At 59.4% G+C, this 13697-nt stretch carries 8 protein-coding genes; 4 read left to right on the forward strand and 4 right to left on the reverse strand.

The features are described 5' to 3' along the window. Window positions 1-3044, forward strand: a 3044-nt coding sequence (locus AB5164_RS00670) for an MSCRAMM family protein (RefSeq protein WP_368147726.1), incomplete at its 5' end; no start/stop codon positions are given. Window positions 3045-3110: 66 nt separating this feature from the next. Here the strand turns inward: AB5164_RS00670 and AB5164_RS00675 are convergent. Beyond that, window positions 3111-3329, reverse strand: coding sequence for a hypothetical protein (locus AB5164_RS00675; protein WP_022094153.1), 219 nt, complete (start codon window positions 3327-3329; stop codon window positions 3111-3113). 21 nt (window positions 3330-3350) lie between these two features. Next, window positions 3351-6548 carry a hypothetical protein gene (locus AB5164_RS00680; protein ID WP_368143139.1) on the reverse strand — a complete coding sequence of 1066 codons (3198 nt, stop codon included), beginning with the start codon at window positions 6546-6548 and terminating at the stop codon, window positions 3351-3353. Between the two features lie 198 nt (window positions 6549-6746). Here AB5164_RS00680 and AB5164_RS00685 point away from each other — a divergent pair, with 198 nt between their 5' ends. Further along, window positions 6747-7769 (forward strand): helix-turn-helix transcriptional regulator, encoded by a 1023-nt coding sequence (locus AB5164_RS00685; RefSeq protein ID WP_368143138.1) that lies wholly within the window; start codon window positions 6747-6749, stop codon window positions 7767-7769. After that, window positions 7756-8673 carry a helix-turn-helix transcriptional regulator gene (locus tag AB5164_RS00690; protein ID WP_368143137.1) on the forward strand — a complete coding sequence of 306 codons (918 nt, stop codon included), beginning with the start codon at window positions 7756-7758 and terminating at the stop codon, window positions 8671-8673. Before AB5164_RS00685 ends, AB5164_RS00690 begins: the two co-directional genes overlap by 14 nt. On the opposite strand, the gene AB5164_RS00695 is transcribed toward AB5164_RS00690, so the two are convergent. Both AB5164_RS00695 and AB5164_RS00700 read right to left on the reverse strand, forming a co-directional pair. Then, window positions 8670-11564, reverse strand: a complete 2895-nt coding sequence (locus AB5164_RS00695) for a helicase C-terminal domain-containing protein (RefSeq protein ID WP_368143136.1) — start codon at window positions 11562-11564, stop codon at window positions 8670-8672. The genes AB5164_RS00690 and AB5164_RS00695 overlap by 4 nt on opposite strands. Continuing rightward, window positions 11558-12523 (reverse strand): D-alanine--D-alanine ligase family protein, encoded by a 966-nt coding sequence (locus tag AB5164_RS00700; RefSeq protein ID WP_368147728.1) that lies wholly within the window; start codon window positions 12521-12523, stop codon window positions 11558-11560. The genes AB5164_RS00695 and AB5164_RS00700 overlap by 7 nt, the downstream gene beginning before the upstream one ends. An 85-nt stretch (window positions 12524-12608) precedes the next feature. On the opposite strand from AB5164_RS00700, the gene rlmN reads away from it, so the two are divergent. Then, complete coding sequence (gene rlmN, locus AB5164_RS00705; protein ID WP_368143293.1) at window positions 12609-13661, forward strand: dual-specificity RNA methyltransferase RlmN; 1053 nt, start codon at window positions 12609-12611, stop codon at window positions 13659-13661. Window positions 13662-13697 lie beyond the last annotated feature (36 nt).

A 13697-nucleotide genomic window follows, 5' to 3' on the forward strand; every position in this document is an offset into this window, starting at 1 on the left:
CCGTATGGATGCTCAACGGCACTACCCATGTCGACGGTACCTACTCTTACACGACCGCTCAGGGCAAAACCAAGAGTGGGCACTTTACCGCCGACAATGAAGTCGTGGCGGCGGCGCGGTGGCTCCACGACAGCGCAAAATCAGGAAGCATCAAAGCCGCTCCGCACCGCGCGCGGCGCTATCTAGGAGCCGTATCGGGCGGCAGCAAACGTCAGGACATGCTCTATGTACTGCCGGCGGTCTCTGTTTCCTTCCAAAAGCAGTCTGCAAACGCTGCCATTACCAGCGGAAACAATACTTATCAGTTTGCCGGGGCAACATTCGATGTTTTTGAGAGCGCCAGCGACGCACGTGTTGGCACCATCCAGATGGACAGCAACGGTCGGGCGCAAGCAACACTTCTGCCCAACACAGCATACTACCTAGTTGAAACGAAGGCGCCGGCCGGCTATGTCCCCCGCCACGATCGCATCGCCTTTACCACGGGGAATGACGGCGGGCGGGTCGCCATTGATGAACAGCCCGGCACCATCAACCTGCGTATCGTAAAACTCGATACCGCGACGAATGCCGGCCCCCAGGTAGGTTCTTCACTCGCAGGAGCAGAGTTCACGTGTGTGTCGCAATCAACCCCTGGATGGGCGCAAATCCTCACGACCGACGAAAGCGGTCAGGCCACCATCGCCGATGTCCCCTTAGGAACCTTTACCATCTACGAATCAAAAGCCCCCGAGGGCTACCTGCCATCCAACGACAGCTGGACCTATACCGTTGGAGCCGACCAGCTCGGCGATTCAGGCGTGGTCGAGATCGAATCTCGCATTTCCGATATCCCCATTGCGTTTGACCTTGAGATTTCCAAATTCAAGGATTACGGCAATAGCGACCAATCCGGCCTGGAGCAGCCGGCGGAAGGTGTTGTCTTTGAGGTTGTCAGCAACAGCTCTCAGCAGGTTGTTGGCACACTGACCACAAACATCTATGGCTTTGCCTCCACCAAAGATCAGCCCGAAGCATGGTTCGGCACAGGCAAGCGACCCGCCGGTGTCCACGGAGCCGTCCCATACGACCGTGCCGGCTACACGATTCGCGAGGTTCCGGAAACCGTCCCCGAGGGTTTTAAACGTGCAGGGGAATGGACCGTCGGGGCCAATCAGATTTCCAACGGCGCCGAGCTTCAATATATCGTGGACAACCACGCTCTGTCGACGCATCTCCAGATTGTAAAACGCGATGCCCAAACAGGCGCTTCTGTTCCACTAGCCGGATTCACCTTCCAACTCCTCGACAGCAATCATGAACCTGTCTCACAAACTTGCTGGTATCCAGCACATAACGTAATGGACACCTTTACGACTGACGCGACCGGGACCGTCACACTGCCCGAATCGCTCGTGCCGGGCACCTATTATGTACGCGAAACCTCGGCCAAAGAGCCCTATCTTGTCGACGAAGAGATCGAGGTAAACATACCCGCCGACATGAACCTAACGCCCGTTGCAATCGCCTCGTATTATGACCACGCCGCGACCGGAAACATCAGGATCGTTAAAACCGATGCCGTAGACGGCAGCAGCCTCGCGGGCGCCATCTTTGAGATCCGTGCCTCGGGTGATATCGTGCGCCCCGACGGTAGCATTGCCGCGCTCGACGGTGAGACTGTCGCGACCGTCACGACGGATGAAACTGGAGAAGCACGCGCGGACGACCTCCCGCTGGGATCTGGCACCGCACGCTACGAGGTTGTCGAGACTCAAGCGCCGGCAGGCTTCTTGCTCGATCGGACAACCCATATTGTCGACCTTACTTATGCCGACCAGAAAACACCCGTTGTAGAAGCACGGCTTAACGTATCCGACGATTACACCAAGGTTGATATCTCCAAGGTCGATGCAAGCGGAGAGCAGGAAGTGAAAGGCGCACAACTCACCTTATATGGTCCCGATAAAACCGAAATAGACTCCTGGACCTCATCCGACAAGCCGCACCGCGTCGAACATCTTGCACCCGGCACCTACTCGTTGCGCGAAATGATTTCTCCGCGGACCTATGACCTTGCCGAAGAGATAACGTTTGAAATAAAGGATACGGGAGAAGTCCAATCCGTCGCGATGAAGGATGCACCCATCGAGATCAAGGGGCAGGTCGACAAGCGTCAGGAACTTGTCCAACCTATCGAAAAGGGCCTGTTGGCTAACGGCGATGGTAAAAACCGCGCCGCGACGCAAACCAATAGTGATGGGCTTTTCTCCTATACCATCGATGCTCGAAACGATTCCGCTACTTGGGTTGATGAGTTTACGATTACCGATGATCTTGAGTGCGCCAAAGACGGCACAGCGAGATTCATCTCAATCGAAACCCCCGTCGCCATCGGCGACCTCAACGGCCTGTGCAACGTATGGTATCGCACGACGCCGTTGGACTCGACAGACGTCGATGAGCCGGCAAACGCGACACTTGACGATGGGCACGAAAATCCTTGGCTTGAGTCCGACGAAGTAAAAGAGAGCCTGGGTGAGGACTGTCGCCTCGTCGATTACGACGGTTGGCACCTCTGGAAGGCGGATATCTCGACCACGGAATCCACCACACTCGAGGCGAAAGAACTCGACCTTGCATCCAATACCGTCGTAACGGGCATTCGAATTGAATACGGTGCGGTAGCCGCCGACTTTACGACTCGAAGCGATGCGGATTCTTGGACCCGCGATGATCTCAAAGATGAGCACGACGACCTTGACGATGCCAAAGCAATCCTTGGCACAGACGCTCGGGGCGCAGTCGTACACATGCAGGCAACGTCGGCTTATACGCCCCAAACCGCACTCACCAACAGCGCGCGCGTCGATCTTTGCCGCAACGGTGGCGGCGATAAACTTGAGTCACATGACGAGGACAGCGTCATTCAACGCTGTACCCTACCGCAGGACCTACCGGCAACAGGATCAGTTCCCATCGCCGCTTGCATCACCGCGCTCCTGACCTCGGGTGCCGCAGCCCTATGGTTCGCTCGCCTTAGGTCGATCCCAAAGAAGCGCTAGCGCGATGAAAAAGCGGGCGAGCCAGTCCCCTGGCTCGCCCGCTTTCAATCATGTAAATCGCCGTATCTACTCTGCAGACGAAGATCCACCATCAACGATTGCCTGCTCGGACTCAGGAATCCCATCGGCACCCGTGCTCTGTTCTTGCTCCACCTCTTCGCTGATTGCGGAGGCGGGGGTCGAGCCCTTCGCACCCACGATGTAGGCGGCCCCAAATCCTAACGCAATGGCAATCAAGGTCAAAATCACGTAGACAGGCCAATGGCGCTTAATATACGAAAACACGTTGACTCCTTAGAGCTCCGTCTACGAACGGCGGATAACCTCGGTCACAACCTCGGATACCGTGGCAATGTTCGTCGGGTTGACATTGTGGGGCAGGTCGTCCTCGGTACGAGCGCAAGCCAGGCGCGTGCCGTCCACGCCGGCGATGGTGAGGGCTCGGCGGCTCGCCTCGAGCGCGGCATAGGCATCGGTCTTGGCATAGGGCATCTCGAGCGCGCTACAATCGACATGGAACGACTTGCAGACCTTGCTGACCAGGTTCATGATGCGGCGATCGCCCTTGAGCAGTTGTTGTTCGCCCTCGACCGTCACAACCGAAAGCCTACCGGCGCCGACGGATTCAAGATTGATGAAGAATACGCCGCGGAGCTTATCGCGATGCGAAGCCAAGAAGGCCTTCATGCCGGCGCCATCACAATCCGAGGCGCCCGTTGCCACAAACCAGATATCGTGACCGAGCAGCTCATCATCGCCCATAGAGGCGACAGCCGAGAGCATATCTTCGGAAGAAGCGCCATCGGAAGACGTAGCGCCACCCTTCCAGCCATCGTTATCGTCCTCGAAGTTATCCCACGAACCGATACCGCGACCGGACTTCTTGGCATCGTAATCGTCTTCGACGCCCAGCCAGTCACTCATGCTGTCCTGCTCGTTTTTCTTTTTACGACCGAACAGGCCACCCAGGCCGCGCTTACGAGACTTGGGTGCCGCCGGGGCGGGAGCCGAAATGGTCTCGATCGGCTGCGCGCCCGACGCAACGGGCATGGGAGGCGCAACGGGTGCCGATGTGGGTTCGGGACCTTGGGCGGTAGCAAAGGGGTCGTTGACCTGGGCAGAGGGATCGGGAAGGTCGAACAGCGACGTGCGAGACGCAACGTTTGCCTGCTTCATAGACGGCAGCGACGGATCGGGGACCGAAGCCAGCGGAGACGAGGAGGGTGCAGGCGACGGTGCCGACGCCGGATCGGGAACATTCATCTGCGGACGCGGCGATGCTTGGGAGGAAATCTGGGCCATAAGGGAATCGACCGTTTCGTCCTGGGTGGGAGCGACATTGGCAACCGTGGCACCGGAACCACTCGGGGTCGGCATGGTGAAAATCTGCGTGGAGTAAGGTCTCGACTCATCCGTTTCGAGAGTCTCGGAAACCACAGACACTTCCTCCTGCTCGGCCTCGGTCGAATCATCTTGCTCGGCTGCCGCGTATTGCTCTTCGTCAGAGTTGGCCTCGACGGACTCGTCCTCGGCGGCATCTTGGATTTCGGCAGCATCAATAGGCTCGTCATCGTCTGCCGCGTCGCCCTGTTCATCGGAAACAGGAAGGGGCTCGGCAATCGCGGTGCCTTGCTTTTCAAACGTTATCGTGGAATCGAACTGCGCGGCATCAAACGACATGGTGCTATCGACGTGCTGCTGGGCCTCGAAAGACGTCGTCGCCTCAACAACATCCGCGGACGCCGGTTGCTGGGACTCAAAGGACGTTGTAGCTTCGGCGGCGTCGACGGGCGCGGACTGCATAGCCTCGTTCTGCTCGAACTCTTGCGCCGCGTGCTCACGTGCCGCCTCGGCTGCCTGCTGCTGAGCGATAGCCTCCTGCTCGGCAGCCTCGCGTGCGGCAGCGCGCTTCTCCTCGAAATCGTCGACAAATTTCTTGCCCTTTGCAAGCGCACCCTTAAAGAAGTTGGAAGCGCTGGCGCCAATCGACGAGAACGCGGATGCAATGTCGGCATGGGGCGTTGCCGCGGGAATCTCGGCCGAGAAATCAGTATCGCTCTCGTAAGACACGCGCCTCGGCTGTTCAACGTAATCGTCGTCAGACTCGTCCGCAACGTCTTGCGCCGGCGCGGCGGGAGCCAAAACGTCCAGTCCTGCCGCGGGATCGATCGCGGACACCGCCTCGGGCTCGGCAACGGCAGCGGCAACCGCGGCAGACTCATCATCCACGGTGACAGCGGGCGCAGGTGCAGTCACGACGGGGGCAGGCTCGGGCTCAAACGTCGGCTCCTCGCCCTCCTCGTAATCGAGCGTGCAGGACTCGGGAAGCATTCCGAGCGCACGGATGGCATCCGAACCAAAGCGGATGTTGCCGGCGGCATTGCGATAGAGCTTGGGCTCGGGCTCGGCCGCGACAGGCTCCTCCACCGACTCGGCAGCGGAAACCTCGTCATTGAACTCTTCGGCCTGGACAGCCTGATTCTGATCCTCGGGCACGATGGCGCCGATCAGCGTCTCGTCGGCAGACGCACCCTCAAAGCCCTCGATCTGCTCGTCGAAAGCCTCACCCTGTTCGGGCTCGGTTTGAGCGTCGGGAGCAATCGGCTGACCGAACTCGTCCTCGGCGCAGGTAGGCTCTTCATACTCGATGGTGTTGCCGTAGTCGTTTTGCTGCTGGGCCGCGGCATATTCCGCCGCTGCGCGCGCCATTTCCTCGGCACGACGCTTCTGCTCCCCAAAATAGGTATCGAACGGAACATCGTCGGGAAACTCGTTTTCACCCTGGAAGGGAGCAACGTTGTCCATAACGCCGAGCATAGCGGCGACAGAAGATTTGTTGCACACCGCGCCGGACGTATAGGGAAGAATGTGGCGGTTAGAGATGATGTTTGCCGCGTTGGCAAGTGCAACGAGGGAAGCGAGGATCGCGACAATCCACAGCAGAACCTTGAGCGCGCCGGGGAGCGGCAGGATACGCAGGATGGCAACGGCAGCAGGGGCAACCGTGGCAACGGGCAACAGCTTGGCAATGAGCGCACGATACGAAGCATAGGGCTCGCGGGCGAGCAGCTCAGCACGGGGAGAGTCGTAGTGTGCGACAACGACCACCGGGCGGTTGCGCGGAGACGCGAGCGGGCCCGAGGCCTTGTGGTAGGCGATGACATTTTGGCTCACGCCCGTCTTGCCCAGACGCGAAACCACGGGGTGGCCCGTGCGCTCGAGCACGTAAAGAACGGCACCGACAATGGCCAGCAAGGTGCCGACCAAGCCGATACCGCCGCCGATACCCATCAGCAGGGCGCCGGCAAACGCAAGAATACCGGTAACGGCAAACGCCAATCTACTGGGCGCCGGGGCATTGAACTCCTGAACCTCGGGATCAAAGCCGTGGTTGCGGAAGATCTGAGCGATATCCTCGGCAGCCAAGCGCTCTTCTTCGCTGCATGCCGGCGTAATGCCGGTGTTCTGCAGCAGGTGGTTAATATAGTTCTGGGTGTTCGCCATGTGCGCTCCACATCCATAATCCGACAAATAGGCCCAATGCATGCACATTAGAACCGTATATAGTCGAAAGTATACCCCGAGCGAGCGCAAACGACCGAATTCGGGCCATCTTAACGCCCCGAGCGGACAAGGATATAGCCTAATCTCCATATCGGACTAAAATCATGGCAGCAAACCACCTTCTCATGCGAGGACTCTATGACGGCAAGCGACGCGACCGCGACAATTAAAAAGGGGAATTCGGAGCCCAGTTTCGATAAAACGGCTCAGCGCATCCTCAATCTTTTCTTTGTGCTCAATAGCTCCCCCGAACCGCTGACGACCGAGCAGATCGTCTTGGATTCTGACCTGGGATATGGCTCGGGCAACATCGACTCGGATAAGCGCAAGTTTCGGCGCGATCGTGACAAACTGCTCGAGCGTGGCATCTTAATCAAGGAGGTTCGTCCTGCCGGTGCGCAGGAGACCGAGGAAAGCTCGTGGACAATCGACCGCGAGCACACGTTTGCTGCAGGCGGCCTCATCACCGCAGACGACGCCGATATCTTGCTCAACGCCATCGACCAGACGCTAGCGGCCGGCTCATCCACTTTTGCCGCACCGCTTGCCGATATTCGCTCCAAGATTGCCTATCTCACCGGTAGGACGGCGATAGACGAGGCGCCGATCCGCCGCTCTCCCGCCGTCGATGCGGTATGGAGTGCCTTTGCCGAGCGTTGCGCGCTGCGCTTTTTGTACCAAAACGGACGCGGCGAGCAGAAAGAACGTACCGTCTGCGTCTACGGCATGTTCGAGCGTGAGGGCGTGGCGTACTTCTGCGGCCTCGACAATGTCACCGACGACATCAGGACATTCCGCTGCGACCGTATCGTTCGCGCTTGGCGTCCTTCGAAGGCCTACGCCATCCCTGCGGACTTCAACCTCAGCGACTACCTGTTCTTTGAATTCGATTTTGCCGACCGACCGCCCGTTGCAGCTACGTTCTCGTTCGCCCCTCAGACACAGATCGATATGATCAACGGTCTCACGCACGGACGAGGCGAGCTCGCGCGCACCGACGCCGGATGGACCTGGACCGTTGACGTGCGCGATCTTGAAGCCGCCGCTTCATTTTGCATGGCCCACGCCATGGACGGCATGAGGCCCATGGCCCCCAAATCGCTCAAGCAGGCATGGAACCACCTCATTGAAAGGACGGTGCACGAGCATGCCCGTGCGTAAACTCACCAGCGAGCAGAGGCTCTCGCGCGCCATCGACATCATGGAGGCCCTCTACGCCGCCGGCGAGAGCGGCATGACACGAACCGAAATTTGCAGCCGCTTTGACATCACGGGGGTATCACTCGACGAGATTCTCGAGATCGTCTCGACGCTCGCGGACCGAGAATCGGGCGCGCGCATCATCTGCGAATGCCGCGGCGAGTGTGTGGTCCTCACCGGTGACGCCGGGCGTGTGCTACCGCTGCGCCTGAGTGCCGCCGAGGGCGCTGTGCTCAACCACGAACTTGAATCGTTGGGGATCGAGCCCCAGGCGGCGGCTCGGATTCGACATGCCCTTCTACCCGAAGAGCTCGGCTACAACCAGCGCGTCTTTGACACCGTCAGCCACGGGTCGCACTGGCAGCAGCTGAGCTGCGCCATTCAGGACGGTGTTCGCTGCCGTATCTCGTATCGCTCGATGGACGATGCACGGCCACGCGAGCGTCTGGTCGACCCCTTGCGCATTGCGGCAAACGGCGACCAAACATACCTGATTGCCTGGGACATCGCGGTCGATGAGCAGCGCACCTATCGCATGGATAAAATCGAGGGACTCACCTTGACGGAAGACTCCGTCGTGCCTCATGTACAGGACGTTGCATCCCTCCACGATTCCCTTGCCCGGACGCAGCGTAGCGCAAAGCTCTTGATGCCATTCGATATGGCGGAGCATCTGGACTGGGCCGGCATCACCCAAATCGAGCGCAGCGGGGCAGACATGGCAACGGTAACCGTGCATTACGGTGCCGAGCGTTGGCTACTGAGCCAGGTAATCGCAGCGGGCGGAGCCATCCGCATCTTGGATGACCCCGCCCTGTCAAAGCGTCTGTGCGATATGGCAAAAACCCTCGTCTGTCCGCTTTAGCGACGCCGTTCGTGGCGTGCGCGCCACAGTTGCAGATAGTGCCCGATTTGTGCCGATTCGATGCGCTGGTAGGAGCTCGTGGGCAGCGACGTTAAGAACTTCTTTCCGTAGCCCTTCGTCACCAGGCGCGGGTCGGCCAGAATCAGCACGCCGCAATCGGTCGACGAGCGGATAAGGCGGCCGGCTGCCTGCTTGACCTCGAGCACCGCCTCGGGCAGCGAATAGCGCGCCCAAGCGCGGTCTTCGCGCAGGTTGCGCTCGCACGAGAGCGGGTCCGTGGGGCTCGAGAACGGCAGTTTGGGAATGATGACGCAGCGCAGCGTCTCGCCGCTGGCGTCGAATCCCTCCCAGAAGGCCTTAAGCGCAAAAAGCGAGGAGGTCGGCTCGTTGATAAACCGGTCGCGCAGGCGACGAGGAGATGAGTTGCGCTGCTGGCAGTTGAGCTCCAGACCCGCACGGGCCATCTTGGGCTCAACGCGGGCGTACAGGTCTTCCATGTCGCGCCGATTGGTGAACAGCGTGAGCACCGATCCACCCATGGCAAGATGGGCGTCGACCAGCACGCGCTCGAGCGCCGTAAGATAGCTCTCACGATCGCGCGGATCGGGGATATCGCCCGCAACGACTACAGCCATGTTCGAATCGAAGTCGTAGCTCGAGTCCAAGTGCAACGATGAGGATGTTGAAGCACCGATGCGATCGAGGCCGACCGCGTGGTTAAAGTGTTCAAAGCTTTTGGACACCGTCATGGTCGCCGAGGCAAAGATAGCCGTGTGAACCTCGGGCAGCCACTCGGTTGCCAAGGCCTCGCCAATGTCGATGCGCTCTGCGGTCATTGACTCTCCGCCGGCACGCAACCTGCGATTGACCTGCAGCGAATACACGTAGTGTTCATCGGTGCCGTCAATGATGAGTTTGAGGTTCTCGGCCAGCTCGTGCAGGCGGCGCGAGATATCGCCCAGGTCGACAACAACCTCGGGCTTGTCGGCGGCGACAGCCTGCACCAGCGCGTCGACGCTCTTGTCAGCTTGTTCCAATGCATCGATGGCAGCGTAGGCCGACTGTAAGAAATCATGCCAGTCGTCAGATTCGCGCAGCTCGGGGCCAATCCATAGATTGGCATTGTCATAACCCCCACGGGCACGGCGGCCGAGCTCGCGAACGCCATCGAACACGTCGGCGATTGCCATGCTCGCGCGCGCAACCGTCGACGTCGCCTTGGCAGTAAGGCCCAGATAGAGCGTAGAGCCCTCGGAGGTTGCCAAATCACGGGAAACCTGGCTTAGCGCACCGGTGCTCGAGCCACCCAGGCGCTCAAACAGAACGCGTGATTCGTCCGCCGACACCACGCGCGCCCACTGACGGCGCGCCTCGCGCTCGATGGAATGGGCCTCGTCGATTACCCAATGACGAATCGGAGGTAAAATCCTGCCCTCGGCCGCGACATTGCGGAACAGCAGGGAATGGTTGGTGACCACCACGTCGGCATGCGCTGCACGACGGCGAGCGCCGTGGACCAAACATTTATCAGGGAAAAACGGGCAGAGGCGACGAGCACACTCGCGCGAGGCCGTCGTAAAGTCGGGGCGGTTGACGCTGCGCCACCGAATGCCGAGCGAGTCGAGGTCGCCATCGGCTGATTGGCAGACGTACGCCATAATGACCGCGACCGCCGTGAGCGTGTCCGCCGGATCGCGCTTGGTGGTAATCTCGACCTGGCCGCGGCTCATGCGCTCAAGCTTGCGCAGGCACGGATAGTGGTCATAGCCCTTGAGAGCGCAAAATGACAGGCCACCGTCCAGTTGCTCGGCAAGTTTTGGCAGCTCATGATACATGAGCTGGTCGGCAAGATTGTTCGATTTGGTCGCAATACCAACCGTGATGTTGTTACGGCGTGCTGCCTCGGCAAAAGGCACCAGATAGGCCATCGATTTGCCGACGCCCGTGCCCGCCTCAATTACACGATGAGTGCCCGTGACCAGCGCATCGCGGACCTCGAGCGCCATCGCGATCTGCTCATCACGCGGCTCGTAGGTGGGGTACATGCGATTGACCAGGCCACCTGGCGCATAGTCTGCCTCAATCTCCTCACGACTCGGCATCTTGAGGACCGGCAGTTCGTCGGCGTCCACCCGATCGTCGGCGCGATCGGCCTTGAGAACGTCAGCACGAGCGGCGCTGAGGGAGAAGATAGAACCAGGGTTCTGCCCTGCCAAGAACGAGAAGATAGGACGATACGACCAAGGCACGTCCGGATGCATGTCGGCCAGGCGCGCCATGAGGCCCTGGGGCAAGTCGGTGAGTGCCACGAGCAACACGCGCCATACGCCGCACAGGGCGTCGACGTCGGCATTGGCACGGTGTGATACCGAGTCACAGCCAAACAGATCGGCCATAAAAGACAGCTTGTGCGAGGCCAGGCGCGGAAGCGCGATGCGCGACAGCGCCAGCGAATCGATCCAAATATCGCTCACGTTGACGCCGCCTTTGACCGACTCGATAAACGAGCGGTCGAACGTGGCGTTATGCGCGATAACCGGGCAACCACCGACAAAATCGGCGAGAGCGGCGACGGCCTCAACGGCCGACGGGGCATCTGCCACATCGGCATTTGTAATGCTCGTGAGCTCGGTAATCTCGGCGGGAATCAGCTGCTTGGGATGCACGAAGGTATCGAAGCGGTCGATGACCTCGCGGCCCGAAAGACGGGCCGCCGAGATCTCGATCAGCTCGTTGTCCTGCACCGAAAGACCTGTGGTCTCGGTATCGAGGACAATCACATCTTCCTCGATAAGGCCGAAGGACTGCGTTTTGGCGCGTTCGGCAAGCGTGGCATAGGAGTCGATGACAAACTGCGGCGTTCCTGACGAAACCGCGTCCTCGATTAGCATGCAACGCCCGCTCGACGAAGGCCCATACGAATCAGGCTGTCACAGACCTGCGGGAACGTCATGTCGTCGGTGTGGCGGATCTCATCCGGATACAGGGACGTATCGGTCATGCCGGGAATGGTATTGGTCTCGAGGATAACGGGGCCGTCCTCACTCACAATAAAATCGCTGCGCGAGATACCCAGGCAACCGAGGGCCCTATGGGCGGCACAGGCAAGCTCCTGAGCGCGAGCGTAATTCTCGGGTGAAATCTGCGCCGGAATGCGATGGATGTCCGTAGGGTCGACATACTTAACGTCCAGATCGTAGAACTCGCAGTCCTCGGGCTTACGAATCTCGACAATCGGCAGAGCGCGCACGTCATCTTCGCCGTATACGCCGACGGTGATCTCGGTACCCTCGATGCACTTCTCGACCAGCACTTTGTCGCCGTACTCAAACGCCTTGGCGATTGCCGATGGCAGCTCGGAGGGCTCATGGACCAGGGAAATGCCATAGCTGGAACCGTTGACGGCCGGCTTCACAAAGCAGCGTTCGCCACAAACCTCGACGATATGATCGATATCGACTTCATCGCCCACCTCGAGCGCAAGGCCGGGGGCAATGGGAATGCCCGCCTTGGCGTACAGGAGCTTAGAGACCTCCTTGTCGGCACCGCAGGCGCTGGCAAGCACGCCCGAGGCCGTGTAGGGGATACCCAGGGTCTCCATGGCACCCTGCATGGCGCCATCCTCGCCGCCGGCGCCGTGCATGGCGATAAATGCCACGTCGAAACCGCCGGTCGCCATGGTAACCATAAAGTCATCGGCGGCCGTGTCGAGCAGCTCCACCGAGGTGTAGCCGGCTTCCTTCAGTGCCACCACGACGTTCTTTCCCGAATTGAGCGAGATCTCACGCTCGGCGGAACGACCGCCCGCCAAGACCGCTACGTGCATGTTCTCTAGGCTTTTACCCGGCATGGGCAGACTCCTCCTCTATAATTTCTGCAGCTGATACCATATTGTAGCGATACCCTCTACGTTTCCCCAAAATCGAAAGGCTTCCATGAATCCCAGGACTAAATCTCAGGACATTCGCGACTTGAGCCAAAACGATATTCGCGAGCTCGTGGCCGAACTTGGCCAGCCCGCCTTCCGCGCGAAGCAACTCATCGAATGGGTCTTTGAGAAGAACGTTTGTTCGTTTGACGATATGACCAACCTTCCCAAGGCTTTCCGCGAGCAGCTTAAAGAGGCTTTTGCCTTTGACACGCCGACTGAACTCACCAAGCAGGTTTCCAAAGATGGCTCTCGCAAGTATCTACTCGAGTACCACGACGGCATTTCCGTCGAGACTGTCGGCATGCCCCGTCGTAACAAGCTTTCCGTCTGCGTTTCCACCCAGGCAGGCTGCGGCATGGGCTGCGCCTTTTGCGCTACCGGTCTCAACGGCCTCAAGCGCTCTCTGACCGCTCAAGAGATTGTTGACCAGGTGCTTCATGTATCCAACGACTTTGGCGAGCGTGCCACGAGCGTTGTCTTCATGGGGCAGGGCGAGCCGTTTGCCAACTACGACGAGGTTCTCAAGGCCCTGCGAATCCTCAATGACCCCGATGGCATCGGTATCGGCGCTCGTCACCTCACCGTCTCTACCAGTGGCGTTATTCCCGGTATTCGCAAATTTGCCGACATCCCCGAGCAGTTCACGCTTGCTGTTTCACTGCATTCCGCCATCCAGTCGACGCGCAATAAGCTCATGCCCGGTGTTAAGAAGTACACGCTGCTTCGCCTTCACGAAGCGCTTCAGCTCTACACCGAGAAGACCGGCCGCCGCCCGACCTATGAGTATGCCATGATCGAAGGCGTCAACGATACGAATCCCGAAATGCAGGCGCTCTGCGACTTCTGCGAGGGAACGCTGTGCCACGTTAACCTCATTCAGCTTAACGACTTCGAGGGTAGCCCGCTCAAGCCGTCGCCGATTCATAAGGTTGAGGATCTTCAGCGTCGTCTTGAGTCCCGTGGCATCGAGACCACGATTCGTAACTCCCGTGGTAACGATATTGACGCCGCTTGCGGACAGCTGAAGCAGCGCTTCAAAGTTCAGAAGAACGCATAGGGGAGTCGCATCCCAAAACGTTTCATGTGAAACATC

It is taken from the genome of Collinsella aerofaciens (assembly GCF_040915425.1).
Classification (GTDB): domain Bacteria; phylum Actinomycetota; class Coriobacteriia; order Coriobacteriales; family Coriobacteriaceae; genus Collinsella; species Collinsella aerofaciens_BW.